This window comes from Niabella yanshanensis (genome assembly GCF_034424215.1).
GTDB classification, from domain to species: domain Bacteria; phylum Bacteroidota; class Bacteroidia; order Chitinophagales; family Chitinophagaceae; genus Niabella; species Niabella yanshanensis.
In genome coordinates this window covers 1,987,875-2,003,678 of record NZ_CP139960.1, presented here as the reverse complement: position 1 = coordinate 2,003,678, position 15,804 = coordinate 1,987,875, and the positions used below count along the sequence as shown (strand labels likewise).

Sequence of the window (15,804 nt, the reverse complement as noted above, 5' to 3'; positions counted from 1 at the left end):
TAGATAAAATTGTCTGAACCGTTGTTGAACATTGATTGTTTTATAGCCTGTCAAAACCTGATATCGGAATCAGATGGTATAAATCATGGTTCACACCATATCAATACCTATATTAGCATATTATTTTTAAACCGTTAGCTAATGTCAAAATCTATTCTTATTGCTGATGCCGGATCTACTAAGACCGAATGGAGTCTTTTGCGAAATGGAAAAGTGAAATCGATAGAAACAGCGGGTATCAGCCCTTATTTTTTAGGCGAGGCGCAAATTGCTGAATTATTGCGTAACGAATTAATACCTTCTTTAAAAAAGGCTGAGATAGATAAGGTTTACTTTTATGGAACAGGTTGCCTGAATCCTGCCAATAACAAGCTGGTTCGTAACGCTATCAAAAAAACCTTTCCCGGGGCAACCGTTAATGTTACCAATGATGTGGAGGGGGCAGCCATCGGGCTTTGTGGTAATAATAAAGGTATTGCCTGTATCCTTGGAACGGGTTCGAGCAGCTGTTTTTACGACGGAAAGAAAATAAAAAAGAATAACCCGGGCCTGGGGTATGCCCTGGGTGATGAAGGTAGCGGGGCCTATCTTGGCAAAAAAGTATTACAGTATTACATGTATAATACTTTTGATGAGGACCTGCGGGCCCGGTTTGATGCGGCGTATGTGACCAATGCAACTGAAATACTGGAGAATGTCTATAAAAAGCCGTTACCTAACCGCTACCTCGCGTCATTCGCCCGGTTTCTGGCAGATAACCGCGGGCATTATATGATTGAAAATATCATTGAAGATGGGTTGAACGATTTTTTCTTTACACATTTAGGCAAATACAATGAAGCCTGGAAGTACCCGATCAATTTTGTAGGCGGTATAGCGTTTGGTTTTAAAGATGTTATTAAAGACCTTTGTGCGACCTATAATTTTGAACTGGGAAGAATACTGCAAAAACCTATGAAAGGGTTGATCGAATATCATAAGGAAGCGTAAAGGCTCAGGAGATAAAAATAAACTGGTATCTATATGAAACGTCCGTATAGCATTTTTCACACAAGGGAGGATGTGTATTCAGGGCGTTCTGCCCGTCCGGTCAGGCGGGCCTGTCTGCCGACAGGCAGGTAACCGACAAGAATAATCGCGGCTGTGCCGCAACTAAAAAAATTACGGATGAATCAAAAAGTAACGGAGCAGCCCAGCAGGTATAACGACCTGGAAAAAATGAGCATTAAGGAGTTGCTGGGCTCTATTAATAAAGAAGATCAAACAGTGCCTGTGGCTGTAGAAGCAGCGTTGTCACAAATAGAAGGGCTGGTAGATGCAATCGTAGACCGGATGCTTTCGGGTGGACGACTATTTTATATTGGAGCCGGTACCAGCGGAAGATTAGGCATACTGGATGCCAGTGAAATTCCTCCCACCTATGGGATGCCTCCGGGTGTGGTTATAGGTGTGATTGCGGGAGGTAATAAAGCGATCACGACCCCGGTAGAAAATGCAGAAGATGACGAAGAGCAGGGCTGGAATGATTTAAAAGAACATAATGTAAGCGAGAAGGATGTTGTAGTAGGAGTGGCGGCGAGCGGTACTACTCCTTACGTGATCGGAGCGTTAAGACATTGCCAGGCTAATAATATTGTTACAGGCAGTATTTCCTGTAATCCCGATGCAGATATCAGCAAAGTGGCAGATCATCCGGTAGAAGTAATTGTAGGGCCCGAGTTTGTTACAGGAAGTACCCGTATGAAAAGCGGTACCGCGCAAAAGCTGGTCCTGAATATGATCTCCACTACCGTAATGATACAAATGGGTAGGGTAGAAGGGAACCGAATGGTTAATATGCAGTTAACTAATGATAAATTAATAGATCGGGGAACCCGGATGATCATGGACCGCACCGGCATCACAGACTACGAAAGGGCTAAGCAGTTGCTGCTGGAGAAGGGGAGTGTTAAGCTTGCGATAGATGCAGTTTCCTGATCACTGTCACCAATAAGTACAACCTAAAAAAGGAAGGCGAAAGCCTTCCTTCATAAAATATATCGAATTGAATTAATTAAGCTGCTTTAGCTGCATTCAACCTTTTTGCCAGCTTGCTTTTTAAGTTAGCTGCCTTATTGCGGTGAATAACGCCACGTTTAGCTAATTTATCAATCATGCTTTCAACAGAAGAAAATTTAGACGCTGCTTCAGTAGTTTCCGCTGCTTTCAAATCCCTGATAGCATTACGTGTAGTTTTGCCATAGTATCTGTTTCTTTCGCGGCGTTTAGCTGCCTGACGCGCATCTTTTTTTGTAGCTTTATGATTGGCCATCTATTTCTAATTTTTGGACGGCAAAGGTAAGGACTTTTAGAGATACTACCATAATTTTTTTTAATTTTTTACAGGGTGCGTTTCGCATCGTCCAACAGGACTGTAAACCTACACATTAAAAAGTCTTAAGAATAAGCATCTTTTAACGCTTTCTATGCATCTTTATTGTGACCAATAGAAATTAAATCTTAATTTCGCGGAAATATAGTTAAAGCGTCTTTTAACACTCTCGGATACTTTAAGATTGAAAATATTATTTATATATTAATGATTCATTTATAATGAAAGACTTTTCTTATATCACGAACTCATCACCTGCGTTTATTGAAAATATGTACCATGAGTTTGTTGCTAATCCTGAAAATGTAGATGCTGATTTTCGCAAATTTTTTGAAGGCTTTGATTTTGCAGTGGGGAACGGGTTGGCCGGGAAAAATGGTGCGGCTGTTTCCGAAAATGGTGCCGCCACTAAATCTGCGGGAAAAAACGACTGGAGAAAGGAGATTGCAGTATACCGGCTGATCCTGGGGTACCGCAATAAGGGACACCTTTTAGCCAATACTAACCCTATCAAAAAACGTAAAGACCGCGGAGCCAATGTAGAATTGTCCTTTTACGGTTTGAGTGAAGCTGACCTGGATACAGAATATGAAGTAGGTAATTTGATTGGCCTGGGTACTACCACCTTAAGAAATATTTTTACGCATCTGCAAAACTGGTATGCCAGCCATGTAGGTGTTGAGTTTAAATACATCAGCGATCAGAAGAAAGTAGATTGGATCACCAATGAAATTGAGAGAAATTTTTCCAAACCTTTCCCTTTAGAGAAGAAGAAGAGAATTCTTGAGAAATTGAACCAGGGGGTAATGTTTGAAAAGTTTCTGCATACCAAATACGTAGGCCAGAAGCGCTTTTCCCTGGAAGGTGGTGAGACTACTATTGCTGCCCTTGATGCGATCATTAACATATCAGCCGAGCTGGATGTAAAGGAAGCGGTAATTGGTATGGCGCACAGGGGACGATTAAATGTACTGGCGAATATTTTAGGAAAAACTTACGAGCAAATATTCAGCGAATTTGAAGGAACAGGCGAGATTAACCAGACCATGGGCAGCGGTGATGTTAAATACCACCTGGGTTATGGTAGTGAAATCGAAACTACGGGTGGCAATAAAATTCATCTGAAGCTAATGCCTAACCCATCGCATCTTGAAGCAGTTGACCCTGTGGTATTAGGATTTGCCAGAAGTAGCGCCAATAATATACACGATGAGCAGTACGATAAAGTGTTGCCTATTTTGATACATGGCGATGCGGCAGTTGCGGGGCAGGGAGTGGTTTATGAACTCCTGCAAATGTCGAAACTACCTGGTTACCAGGTGGGCGGAACCATACATTTTATTATCAATAACCAGATCGGTTTCACCACCGATTTCTCGGATGCCCGCAGTGCCGACTATTGTACGTCATTGGCTGCAATGACGCAAAGCCCGGTGTTTCATGTAAACGGAGATGACCCTGAAGCTGTGGTAAAATGCGCTGAAATCGCAACGCGTTACAGGAGCACTTTCCATGATGATGTATTTATCGATATGGTATGCTATCGTAAGCACGGGCATAATGAAGGTGATGATCCTAAGTTCACGCAACCCGCCATGTACGCGTTAATCGATAAGCATCCGAATCCACGTGAAGTATATGTAAAGTATTTACTGGACAACGGTGAAGAAGATGCAAAAGACCTGGCCAAAGAAATGGAGACTAAATTCTGGGCAGATCTGCAGGATAGACTGGATGATGTAAAGCAGAGACCATTACCTTATACCTACCAGACTCCGGAGTTATTGTGGAAGCAATTGAGAAAAGCTACAGAAGCAGATTTCGATAAAAGTCCGGTAACAGGTATTACGGAAGAAAAGTTTAACCAGGTGTTTAACGCCATTATGACAATTCCTGAAGGCTTTACTCCTTTGAAAAAGGTGGATAAGCTGCTGAAGGATAAGGTGAAATTGTTTAATGAAGAAGCTAAGCTGGACTGGGCTACCGCTGAGTTGCTGGCTTTCGGATCGGTGATGGTGGACGGTGCAGATGTGAGAATGAGCGGCCAGGATGTAGGCAGGGGTACTTTTAGTTCCCGTCATTGCGTATTAAGGGACGAAGTGAATGATAAACCTTATAACAGGCTGGCGGGCATTCCGGGTGCTGAAGGTAAGATCAGGATGTTTAACTCCCTGTTGAGCGAGAATGCAGTTTTAGGTTTTGAATATGGCTATGCGCTTTCTTCTCCCAATGCCCTGGTGTTATGGGAAGCCCAGTTTGGAGATTTTGTAAATGGTGCGCAAACAATTATTGACCAGTTTATAACCGGTGCCGAGCAAAAATGGAACCGTATGAATGGCCTGGTGATGTTGCTGCCGCATGGTTACGAAGGACAAGGGCCCGAGCATAGCAGCGCCCGTATGGAACGCTTTTTAATTGCCTGTGCGGAATTGAATATTGTAGTGACTAATATCACTACAGCGGCAAATTACTTCCATGCATTAAGAAGACAGCTGGCATGGCCTTTCAGGAAACCATTGATCAATTTTGCGCCTAAAGCCAATTTGCGTCATCCGGGTACTTATTCAGCCCAAAAAGATTTCTTAACCGGATCTTTCCAGGAGTTAATCGATGATAGTTATGTGAAGGCAGATGAGGTAAAGAAAGTGCTTTTCTGTAGCGGTAAAGTTTATTATGACCTGTTGGAAAGACAACAGAAAGAAGGACGTAAAGATGTAGCAGTGGTAAGACTGGAGCAGATATATCCTTTACCGGGCAAACAGCTGGCCGCTTTATATAATAAGTACAAGAATGCCGTATGGTATTGGGTACAGGAAGAACCCCTGAATATGGGCGCCGCCTCCTTCCTTCAAATGAACCTGAAACATATTAACTACGGTATCATTGGCAGAAAAGCCAGTGCGTCGACTGCATCAGGATTTATGAAAGTGCATAAGGCAGAGCAGGAAGAAATTGTAAATACAGCTTTTACGATCTAGGAAGCTAGCCAATAAGACCTGGTTTGAAAATATCGGGCGGAATAGACATTCCGCCCTCTTATATTCAAAACTAAACATGAGATTTTTATATTAATTTTTGGTTTAATGCTTTGACTACGGCTTCTGCAACTGAATTCACCTGTAACTTTTCGTATATTTTTTTAATATGCGTATTTACGGTATGAATGCTTAATCCGCAGGCAGAGGCTACCATTTTATGGCTGAATCCTTTTACCAGGTAGCCCAGTACTTCCTTCTCCCTGGGAGTTAATGATATTTCCTGGTTGTTTTCGTAGAAAACATTTTTTTGAAAGGCGGTCAATACCTTTTTTGCAATAGATGCGGTCATGGCTGCATCACCGTTATACACATCTTCTACAGCCTGCAATAACTGGGCAGGTGTTGATTTCTTTAAAATATATCCTGAAGCACCCGCACAAATAGAGGCAAATATCTTGTCATCATCTTCAAAAACTGTTTGCATTAAAACCTGAACTTTGGGAAAGTTCATCCTGATCAGTTTCACACCTTCAATGCCATTTACATTGGGCATATCAATATCCATCAGCACCACATCGGGTGCCGTTTTCCTGACATCAGCAATCACATTGCTGCAGTCAAAAAAAGTTCCTGCACAGGTCATCCCGGGCGAGGAGTTGATTAGCATACATAAACTGTCCCTGCGATAGGCGTTATCGTCGAAAACAGTTACTTTAATAGGAGGGGTACTCATCTTACAATCAAAGATAATTGAAGCCTTACTAGCAATTCATCACTAATTCTGGGGATGTTTTTTTAATGTAAGTCATTTTTTAAATATCACTGTCTATTTAAAACCGTTTTTTTGTCATTTTTACGTAATTTGCCAACCTATTCTATAAAAATCATTTGTATTTATGGCTGTTGATATTAAGGTGCCTACGGTGGGCGAGTCGATAAGTGAAGTAACGCTTTTGAAATGGGTAAAAAAAACAGGCGATTACGTTGAAAGAGATGAGGTAATTGCTGAGCTGGAGAGTGAAAAAGCTACTTTTGAAGTAAATGCTGAGAAAGCAGGTGTATTGACTACAACGGTTGCCGAAGGAGACTCTATTAATATCGGAGACATTATAGCCAGCATTGACGATACCGCCTCAAAACCCGACGGTAGCAATGCGCCAGCTGCCAATGCACCAAAAGAAGCAGCCCCCGAAAAAGCAGCCGAACCGGGACAGGCAGCCGAACCATTAAAAACAACCGGAAAAGAAGTTCCCGTTAAAATACCAACCGTAGGTGAATCTATCAGCGAAGTGACCTTGTTGAAGTGGGTGAAAAAATCAGGTGATTATGTAGAAAGAGATGAGGTAGTAGCAGAGTTGGAAAGTGAGAAAGCTACTTTTGAAGTAAATGCAGAGCTGGCGGGGATTTTAGAATCTTCGGTTGCAGAAGGCGATACTCTTAAGATCGGCGATACTATTGCTGTTATCAAAGAAACAACCGGCAAGCCGGCTAAAGCAGCATCTGAAAGACCAGCTCCTAAGGCCGAAGAAAAGAAAGTAGAAGCACAGAAGCCCGCAGCTGCTACTGCAGATGTGAAGGCAACACCAGTGGCTTCGGCAATTATCGCAGATAAAAAAGTAGATCCTAAAACAGTGAAACCTTCTGGTTTTTCTGGCAAAATAATAAAAGATGATGTTCTGGCTGCTTTAGCTAATCCGGGTAAAAAAGCTTTTGACGGAGGTGAATTGTTCACACGCAACCAGCGTGGAGAAAAAATGACCAACCTGCGCAAAACCATCAGCCGCAGATTGGTTGAAGCTAAAAATACGACAGCGATGCTAACTACTTTTAACGAAGTAGATATGCAGCCAATCATGGACATTCGTGCTAAGTATAAGGATAAGTTTAAAGAAGCGCATGGTGTTGGTTTAGGTTTTATGAGCTTTTTTGCCAAAGCCTGTGCGATCGCCTTATCTGAGTGGCCTACGGTTAATGCTTATATCGATGGAGACCAGATATTATTTCACGACTATGCTGATATCAGTATAGCGGTGAGCACCCCCAGAGGTTTGACCGTGCCTGTTATACGCAACGTGGAAAGCCTGGGAATGGCCGATATTGAAAAAGAAGTGATTAACCTGGCCAATAAAGCCAAAAACAGCAAGTTAACCGCTGAAGATCTTACGGGCGGAACGTTTACCATCACCAATGGTGGTGTATTCGGCTCTATGCTAAGTACGCCCATTATCAATATTCCGCAAAGCGCTATCCTGGGTATGCATAATATTATTCAGCGCCCGGTAGCCATCAACGGGCAGGTGGTGATCCGGCCGATGATGTACGTGGCGTTAAGCTATGATCACCGTATTATTGATGGACGTGAATCAGTAAGCTTCCTGGTAAGAGTGAAAGAGCTACTGGAAAATCCTGCGTTATTACTGGTTCAAAAAGATCCTGTAAAAGCCTTGCTGGAATTATAAGATAATCAACAAATTGAAAAAAAAATAACAGGTTCGTGTTCAAAGCACGAACCATTTTTTTACCGGCAATATGAGCAATACTAAAATACAGGATCCGGTATTCAGGCGTTTTTATTCGCACCTGAATAGTGCCGTAACCATTTTGCAATTGTATGATGGCCGCATACCGTTTGCTCATTTTGTTAAGAATTATTTTTCACAGCATAAAAAATTCGGCAGCAAAGATCGCAGGCAGATATCCGAACTCTGCTACTGCTATTTTCGTTTGGGCCGATCCTATCCCCAACTAGCAACCGGGCAAAAAATAGTGAAAGGCTATTGGCTTTCAAAAGCCTCCTGGCCGGATGAGTGGCTTGCTTTTTTTGACAGTTTTCATTTACCTAAAGAGTCTCCTGATCATATCTTTCCAGCGGTACATTCATTCAGTGCGGGAATCAACAATGATGCATTTACCCGGTCTCATTTGATACAACCCGACTTGTTCCTTCGTGTAAGGCCAGGGCATAAAGGCGCTGTGACTGACAAACTCAAGACTGCAGATATTCCGTTTGTTTTGACGGATGACAGTTTACGGTTAAGCAATAGCGTTCGCGTGGAAGACCTGGTGCGATTGAACCAGGAAGTGGTGGTACAGGACCTCAGCTCTCAAAGGGTAGCTAAGCTGCTGCAGCTATACCAAACAGTAAATAAGAATGAGATGGTTCCGCTTGTTTGGGATTGTTGTGCTGCCAGCGGTGGAAAGTCGATACTGGCCAATGATATATTGCAGCAAATGGAACTTACCGTATCGGATATAAGACCTACTATTCTTTTCAATTTAAAGAAAAGGTTCCAGGAAGCCCGGGTAAAAAATTACCGTGCTTTTGTTGGGGACGCTACCAGTGCGAACCCGGGCAGGTTGTTTGATCTGATCATTGCCGATGTTCCCTGCAGCGGTAGCGGTACCTGGGCACGCACGCCGGAGCAATTGCTTTATTTTGAACCGGGCAGCATTGATGCATTTGTGAAACTGCAATCCTCTATTACAGCCAATATCATTCAATATCTGAAGCCCGGCGGATACCTGCTTTATATTACCTGTTCGGTATTCGAAAAAGAAAATGAAGGTCAGGTCAACCTACTTCAAAATAAAGGATTACAGCTGGTTGAACAACTGGTTTTAAAGGGGTATAAACAAAAAGCAGATACGATGTTTGCCGCTTTAATGAAAGCGCCTATGTAGAGACCCTCTGCAACTGGTTAAAAAGCTGTAACTTTTGACCAATTCTGTACTACGATTGCAGAAAAGACTTCATAAATTTGAAGAACGATTGTTGTATGCTTTTATCAAATTACAGGGTATTGCTGGTTATTTCTTTACTGGTGGTTACAGCCGGGACATGGTATTTTTTTTCATCGGAAAAGAAGGTGGATTTTAATGCCGATGTAAAACCTATTCTCAATAAGAAGTGTATCAGCTGTCACGGCGGTGTAAAGCAAAGTGGCGGCTTTAGCGTTCTTTTCAGGGAGGAAGCGCTGGCCAAAACAGAGAGTGGCAAACCGGCAATTATTCCCGGTAAACCTGATGAAAGTGAATTTATACGACGCCTTACGGTGAACCCGGAAGAGCGGATGCCCTATAAGCATGATGCGCTTCCGGATGCAGAAATAAAGATCCTGAAAAGCTGGGTGAAGCAGGGCGCCGAATGGGGGAAGCATTGGGCCTATATCCCCGCACAAAAGGAACCGGTTCCTGAAGGGAACGAGGATTGGAGTAAAAATGATATAGATCGCTTTATTTCTGACCAATTAGAAGCAAATGGTTTATCCCCGGCAGCCGAAGCCGATAAACCTACTTTGTTAAGACGTGTTAGCCTGGATCTTACCGGGTTGCCCCCTTCAGAAGCAGTATCCCGTAAGTTTTTAAATGATCCTTCCGATAAGGCTTATGAGCGGCTGGTGGATGCATTGCTGGCTTCGCCGGCCTATGGCGAAAGATGGACCTCGCTCTGGCTCGACCTGGCGCGTTATGCTGATACAAAGGGTTATGAAAAAGACGCGCATCGCTCTATATGGCGATACCGCGACTGGTTGATTAATGCTTTCAACAGTGATCAACCCTATGATGCTTTTCTGATCGAGCAAATAGCCGGAGATCTTTTGCCCGATCCTACCGACGCGCAATATATTGCCACTGCATTCCAGCGTAATACTTTAACCAATGATGAAGGGGGCACTGATAATGAAGAGTATCGCACTGCTGCAGTAATTGACCGGGTAAACACAACCTGGGAAGCTTTAATGGGAACTACTTTTGCCTGTGTACAGTGCCATAGCCACCCATACGATCCTTTTAAACACGAAGACTACTACCGGTTTATGGCTTTCTTCAACAATACCCGGGATGAAGATACTTTTGAAGATTTTCCGCTGCTCAGAGAATATAAAAATGGCGACAGCCTGAAATTTGAAAAACTAAAAGCATGGCTATCGCAAAATGTAAAGGGAAATGAGAAAGAACAGGTCATCCGTTTTTTAAAAACCGGGCAACCTGTCATCAACTCGGTTACAACGGACGCTTTTACGAATAGCGCATTGGCCGATACCAAGTGGCTCTCGCTTCGGAATAACGGCAGCAGCCGTCTTAAGAAAGTGAATCTGACCGATAAGACGGAGCTGATGTTTCGTTATGCTACAGGTATTTCCGGAGGTTTGTGGCAGGTGCATGCAGATTCGTTAAAGGGACCTGTTATAGCAAGCATAGTATTAAAGCCTACCGATGGATGGCAGGTGGCAACCGTTGATATAAAAGCGCCGGAAGGTGTGCATGATCTCTGGCTTACTTACCATAACCCTGCGTTAAAAACACCGGAAGAAAATGGCGCCACATTCAGCTGGTTTTATTTAAAGCAACCGTTTCCGGGTAAAGAATTGCCAGGCTTCGATAGTGCCTATAAGCTTTATAATGACCTGATCACTTCTTCAGATTATACGGCTACACCCATTTTAGTTGAGAGCCCCTCCGATATGTTCCGCACTACCAATATTTTCGACAGGGGCAGCTGGCTTTCGAAAGGAGATGCTGTGCAACCAGGTGTACCGGCTGTTTTGAACGCTATGCCTGCTAAGGCGCCAAAGAACAGGTTGGGACTGGCGATGTGGCTGACGGATAAAACCAACCCGCTTACGGCAAGAACCATGGTAAATCGTTTGTGGGAGCAGCTATTTGGTACTGGTATTGCAGAAACATTAGAAGATATGGGAACGCAGGGTGTGGCTCCAACGCATAAAGAACTGCTGGATTATTTAGCATGGCGTTTTATGAACGACCATAAATGGAGTGTAAAACAATTGCTCAGGGAAATAGTAATGTCTGCCACTTACCGGCAACGTTCAGAAGTGCCGGATGAATTACTTGCAAAAGACCCTGCCAATAAATTATATGCACGAGGTCCACGGGTTCGGCTTTCCGCCGAGCAGATAAGGGATCAGGCTTTGGCTGTAAGTGCTGTTTTAAGTGACAAAATGTTTGGGAAAAGTGTGATGCCCTACCAGCCAAAAGGTATATGGAAATCGCCTTATAACGGGGCAGACTGGAAGCAGAGTGAAGGTGAAGACCAGTATCGCAGGGCGGTATATACCTACTGGAAACGAACGGCTCCTTATCCGTCGATGATTGGCTTTGATGCGGCCATGCGGGATGTGTGTTTGCCCCGGCGTATACGAACCAATACGCCTTTACAGGCTTTAAGTATGCTCAATGATTCTGCTTACTTAGATATGGCCCGGCATTTAGCCAAAAGAATGGAAAGCTTGGGTGGTGGCGATCCCGGAAAGCAAATTGAAAAAGGCTATGAATGTATGATGTATAAACCCATTCATCCGGCGAAGCTGGATATTTTAATGGGCCTGTACAATAAGTCTTTAAAAACTTTTGGCGCTGATGCCGGTAAAACAATGACCCTCGTAGCAGATAGCATGGGCCGTTCTGTTGCCAAGCCCGAAAGGGCTGCTATGATAGTGGTGGCGAATGCGATGTTAAACTTCGATGAATGGCTGACGAAAAGTTAATGGGATCGGGCGTAAAAACTGATCAATAATACTTCATTAAATTATTGCCTGCTGATGACCAAAGATGAATTACATAACGACCGGCTTCAAAGCGAGGCTGCTCATGTACAAATGCAAATGCATACCCGGCGACACTTTTTAAAAGAAAGCGCATTTGGTTTAGGTGCGCTGGCCTTTGGTTCCTTATTGAGTGGTTGCGGCGGGAGGAAAACCGACTCTTCCAATCATCTTTTTGATCCCGTCCACCCATTGGCGGCTAAACCCCCGATGTTCCCGGGAAAGGCGCGAGCGGTAATATATATTCATATGGCCGGTGCGCCATCCCAATTAGAATTGTTTAGTTATAAGCCGGAACTGGCGAAGCTGGACGGCCTGGATTGTCCGCCATCACTACTGGAAGGAAAAAAGTTCGCCTTTATCCGGGGCGTACCCAAGATGCTGGGACCGCAGGCCAAGTTCAGGCAGCATGGGCAAAGTGGCTTATGGTTATCCGATAATTTGCCGCATCTCGCTAATGCGATAGATGATATTGCTTTTATCAATACCGTAACTACCGATCAGTTTAACCATGCACCGGCTCAATTATTAATGAACACCGGTTCGGCACGCAGTGGCCGACCCAGTATAGGCTCATGGATCACTTACGGACTGGGTACTGAAAATAAAAATCTGCCCGGATTCGTAGTGCTTACTTCGGGTGGCAATAATCCTGACGGAGGGAAAAGCCTCTGGGGCAGCGGTTTCTTACCCAGTGTATACCAGGGTGTGCAATGTCGTAGTGAAGGCGACCCGGTATTGTTTATTGCAGATCCCGGGGGGATGAATCGTGATATCCGCAAAGCTTCTATTGACGCCATCAATGAAGTGAACCGCGAGGAGTATAAAGCTTATAATGATCCGGAAATATTGAGCCGCATCGCACAATACGAGATGGCCTATAAGATGCAGATATCGGTTCCTGAGGTGATGAATATTAACGATGAACCGAAATACATTCATGATATGTATGGCACCCGGCCCGGCGAAGCCTGCTTTGCTAATAATGTGTTATTGGCCCGCAAGCTGGTGGAAAAGGGCGTAAGGTTTGTGCAGCTATTTGATTGGGGCTGGGATGCACACGGAGATTCGGCAGGTAATGCAGTTGATATAGGGCTGGTGAATAAATGCAGGCAGGTTGATAAACCGGTTACCGCATTATTGCTGGATTTAAAGCAAAGAGGCTTACTGGATGAAACATTGGTAGTATGGGGAGCAGAATTTGGCCGTACACCCATGCAGGAGAACAGGGATGGTAAAACGATGGCCTTCAAAGGACGCGATCATCATGGAGACGCATTTACCGTATGGATGGCGGGTGGTGGCGTAAAAGGCGGAACCAGCTATGGCGAAACAGATGAAATAGGTTATAGTATCGTAGAAGGTAAAACAGAAGCCTTCGATATCCAGGCTACAATATTGAACCAGTTGGGATTTAATCATGAACAATTCACCTATGAATTCCAGGGAAGACCTTTCCGGCTTACAGATGTGGGGGGTAAAGTAATACATGACATTCTTGCTTAATAGAAAATTAATGAAACAAAACAGGAGACATTTTATCAGGACTTCAGCGGCGGGTTCCGCTGCATTATTGCTGGCCTCGTTGGACAGTGTTGCAATGATCAATAAACCCGAACACCAACCGGCAAAAGGGTTCGGTATCCAGATCATGGCAACCAACTGGGGTATTGAGGGCACTATGGATTCGTTTTGCAATAAGGCAAAACAGGCAGGCTATGACGGTATAGAGCTTTGGTGGACGGACGATAAAAAAGAGCAGGATGAGATATTTAATGCATTAAAGAAGTATGATCTTGAAATAGGTTTTTTATGCGGCGGTTGGCAAACTGACCCCGCAGAGCATCTGGCCGCCTTTAAAAAAATGATCGATGACGCTACCGGCCAATCCCGTAAAAAACCGGTTTATATCAACAATCAATCAGGAAGGGATTATTTCAGTTTTGATGATAATGCAAAGTTTATAGAATACACTTTAGACCTGGCTAAACAAACCGGTATAAAAATATGCCATGAAACGCATCGTGGGCGTATGTTGTATGCAGCGCCCGTGGCCAGAACTTTTATGAACAGGTATCCAGACTTGAAACTCACATTGGATATTTCTCATTGGTGCTGTGTGCATGAAAGTCTGCTCGCCGATCAGCAGGAGACAGTGAACCAGGCTCTGGAAAGAGTGGAACATATACATGCGCGCATTGGGCATCAGCAGGGACCGCAGGTAAATGATCCCAAGGCACCTGAATGGGAAAATGCGGTCAAAGCTCATTTCGCATGGTGGGATAAAGTTGTAGAGAGAAAACGGAAAGAAGGGGGTAGCATCACTTTTCTAACAGAGTTTGGTCCGCCGGATTACATGCCAACCATGCCTTTTACCCGAAAACCATTAGCAGACCTATGGCAGGTAAACGTGGGTATGATGCAGCTACTTAAAAAACGTTACGCTTCCTGATTAATCCTCCTGGTAAATGCTCAAATCATTTGTGACTTTAAATAGTATAACAGAGCTGGGAGGGCGTCTGCACCCGGTTGTGGTACATCTGCCTATCGGCATCCTGCTATTAGTTTGCTTATACTATATTTTCACAGGCGCCGAAAAAAGGCAATCACAGTATAGCTTTATCAGTATAGCCCTGCTGGCGGGTATGCTAACAGCCCTTGCCGCATGCATATCGGGCTTCTTGCTGTCTCGTAGCGGAGATTATGACCAGGTATCGGTTGGCCCGCATCAGTGGGTGGGGATTACAACGGCAGTTATAGCTATCGCTTGTTATATTGTACACCGATTACAAGTAAGATTTCTCAAGGCTTTGATGATACTGCTGGTGCTCTGTATTACCGTTGCCGGGCATTTGGGCGGCTCTATTACGCATGGTGCTGATTATTTATCAGCGCCGATGCAATCTGCAGATTCCGTAGAATTTAAACCTATTGCCCGTGTACAGGAGGCAATAGTATATAATGATATTATCAAACCTATTCTTTCAACCAAATGCTATAGCTGTCATGGCAGTAGTAAGCAAAAAGGAAAGTTGAGACTGGATGAGCCGGATTACATATTAAAGGGAGGTAAAGGAGGTGTGCCTGTAGATTGGAATCATGCAGAGAAGAGCATTTTGATAGACCGTATATTATTGCCGCAAAGCGACGAAGATCATATGCCGCCCAAAGAAAAGCCACAGCTAACCCGGCAGGAGATAGATTTGTTGCACTGGTGGGTGAATAGTGGCGCTGGTTTTAATAAAAAAGTAAGCCAGTTAAATGTATCTGAGAAGATCAGGCCCGTTCTTACTGCCTTGCAAACGGGTGGAGAAAAGAAGGAGGAACGGCCTGTTGGTTTGCCTGATAAAGAAGTTGCTGCGGCCAGTAGCAAAATTATATCGGCGCTTCGGGAGAAGGGGGTAGTTGTGATACCTGTAGCTACCAACAGCAATTACCTTTCCGCCAATTTTGTGGGCGCAGACCCCGTAACCACGGAAGAGTTGAAATTATTAGAACAGTTAAAGGATCAGCTGGTATGGTTAAAGCTGGGGAATAAAAACGTCAGGGATCAGGACCTTAAAATTATAGGAATATTTCAAAATTTAAGAAGGCTTCATTTGGAAGGTAATCCGATAACAGATGCCGGTTTGTTGTTTTTAAAAACCCTTCAGCAACTGCAATACCTTAATCTGGGCCGAACGCGTATATCTTCTGAGTCTCTTATGCAACTGTCAGGTTTAAAAAGATTGGAAAGGCTTTACCTATACGATATAGCCGGGGCTAAGTTTGACCTGTCATCTTTAAAAAAGCAACTACCCGGAACATTAATTGATACAGGCGGCTACAAAGTTCCCATCCTGAAAAGCGATACCACAGTTTATGAGGGTATTGTTGAGCAATAGAAGGG

Annotated in this window: 11 protein-coding genes; 9 read left to right on the top strand and 2 right to left on the bottom strand. The window is 43.9% G+C overall.

Annotated features, from left to right (window positions below; all coding sequences use genetic code 11):
* Positions 1 to 141: 141 nt before the first annotated feature.
* Together U0035_RS07960 and murQ are read left to right on the top strand one after the other, a co-directional pair.
* Positions 142 to 990, top strand: coding sequence for an N-acetylglucosamine kinase (locus U0035_RS07960; protein ID WP_114789467.1), 849 nt, complete (start codon positions 142 to 144; stop codon positions 988 to 990).
* A 177-nt stretch (positions 991 to 1,167) separates the two neighbouring features.
* On the top strand, positions 1,168 to 1,977 hold the full coding sequence (murQ, locus tag U0035_RS07955) for an N-acetylmuramic acid 6-phosphate etherase (protein ID WP_114789466.1): 810 nt from the start codon (positions 1,168 to 1,170) through the stop codon (positions 1,975 to 1,977).
* Positions 1,978 to 2,053: 76 nt separating this feature from the next.
* Here the strand turns inward: murQ and rpsT are convergent, their stop codons facing one another.
* Positions 2,054 to 2,311: a 30S ribosomal protein S20 gene (gene rpsT, locus U0035_RS07950; protein WP_114789465.1), complete on the bottom strand. Its 258-nt coding sequence runs from the start codon at positions 2,309 to 2,311 to the stop codon at positions 2,054 to 2,056.
* Between the two features lie 281 nt (positions 2,312 to 2,592).
* Between rpsT and U0035_RS07945 the strand changes: the two genes are divergently transcribed.
* Positions 2,593 to 5,349: a 2-oxoglutarate dehydrogenase E1 component gene (locus U0035_RS07945; RefSeq protein ID WP_114789464.1), complete on the top strand. Its 2,757-nt coding sequence runs from the start codon at positions 2,593 to 2,595 to the stop codon at positions 5,347 to 5,349.
* Between the two features lie 85 nt (positions 5,350 to 5,434).
* Here the strand turns inward: U0035_RS07945 and U0035_RS07940 are convergent, their stop codons facing one another.
* A complete protein-coding gene (locus tag U0035_RS07940; RefSeq protein ID WP_114789463.1) occupies positions 5,435 to 6,082 on the bottom strand; it encodes a response regulator transcription factor in 648 nt (215 codons plus the stop codon).
* Positions 6,083 to 6,245: 163 nt separating this feature from the next.
* Between U0035_RS07940 and odhB the strand changes: the two genes are divergently transcribed.
* From odhB to U0035_RS07910, 6 genes are all read left to right on the top strand, one after another.
* On the top strand, positions 6,246 to 7,808 hold the full coding sequence (odhB, locus tag U0035_RS07935; protein ID WP_114789462.1) for a 2-oxoglutarate dehydrogenase complex dihydrolipoyllysine-residue succinyltransferase: 1,563 nt from the start codon (positions 6,246 to 6,248) through the stop codon (positions 7,806 to 7,808).
* A gap of 70 nt (positions 7,809 to 7,878) precedes the next feature.
* On the top strand, positions 7,879 to 9,030 hold the full coding sequence (locus U0035_RS07930; RefSeq protein WP_245957608.1) for an RsmB/NOP family class I SAM-dependent RNA methyltransferase: 1,152 nt from the start codon (positions 7,879 to 7,881) through the stop codon (positions 9,028 to 9,030).
* 95 nt (positions 9,031 to 9,125) lie between these two features.
* Positions 9,126 to 11,858, top strand: a complete 2,733-nt coding sequence (locus U0035_RS07925) for a DUF1553 domain-containing protein (RefSeq protein ID WP_114789461.1) — start codon at positions 9,126 to 9,128, stop codon at positions 11,856 to 11,858.
* Positions 11,859 to 11,912: 54 nt separating this feature from the next.
* A complete protein-coding gene (locus U0035_RS07920) occupies positions 11,913 to 13,421 on the top strand; it encodes a DUF1501 domain-containing protein (protein WP_114789460.1) in 1,509 nt (502 codons plus the stop codon).
* Between the two features lie 10 nt (positions 13,422 to 13,431).
* Entirely contained in the window at positions 13,432 to 14,367 is a 936-nt protein-coding gene (locus tag U0035_RS07915; protein ID WP_114789459.1) for a sugar phosphate isomerase/epimerase family protein, read from the top strand.
* A 16-nt stretch (positions 14,368 to 14,383) separates the two neighbouring features.
* Positions 14,384 to 15,799, top strand: coding sequence for a c-type cytochrome domain-containing protein (locus U0035_RS07910; RefSeq protein WP_114789458.1), 1,416 nt, complete (start codon positions 14,384 to 14,386; stop codon positions 15,797 to 15,799).
* The last annotated feature ends 5 nt before the right edge of the window (positions 15,800 to 15,804 follow it).

Coding starts and splice junctions, on each gene's coding strand:
- murQ (WP_114789466.1), top strand. CDS start 1,168: ATGAATCAAAAAGTAACGGAGCAGCCCAGCAGGTATAACGACCTGGAA.
- odhB (WP_114789462.1), top strand. CDS start 6,246: ATGGCTGTTGATATTAAGGTGCCTACGGTGGGCGAGTCGATAAGTGAA.
- rpsT (WP_114789465.1), bottom strand. CDS start 2,311: ATGGCCAATCATAAAGCTACAAAAAAAGATGCGCGTCAGGCAGCTAAA.
- U0035_RS07925 (WP_114789461.1), top strand. CDS start 9,126: ATGCTTTTATCAAATTACAGGGTATTGCTGGTTATTTCTTTACTGGTG.
- U0035_RS07920 (WP_114789460.1), top strand. CDS start 11,913: ATGACCAAAGATGAATTACATAACGACCGGCTTCAAAGCGAGGCTGCT.
- U0035_RS07930 (WP_245957608.1), top strand. CDS start 7,879: ATGAGCAATACTAAAATACAGGATCCGGTATTCAGGCGTTTTTATTCG.
- U0035_RS07960 (WP_114789467.1), top strand. CDS start 142: ATGTCAAAATCTATTCTTATTGCTGATGCCGGATCTACTAAGACCGAA.
- U0035_RS07915 (WP_114789459.1), top strand. CDS start 13,432: ATGAAACAAAACAGGAGACATTTTATCAGGACTTCAGCGGCGGGTTCC.
- U0035_RS07945 (WP_114789464.1), top strand. CDS start 2,593: ATGAAAGACTTTTCTTATATCACGAACTCATCACCTGCGTTTATTGAA.
- U0035_RS07910 (WP_114789458.1), top strand. CDS start 14,384: ATGCTCAAATCATTTGTGACTTTAAATAGTATAACAGAGCTGGGAGGG.
- U0035_RS07940 (WP_114789463.1), bottom strand. CDS start 6,082: ATGAGTACCCCTCCTATTAAAGTAACTGTTTTCGACGATAACGCCTAT.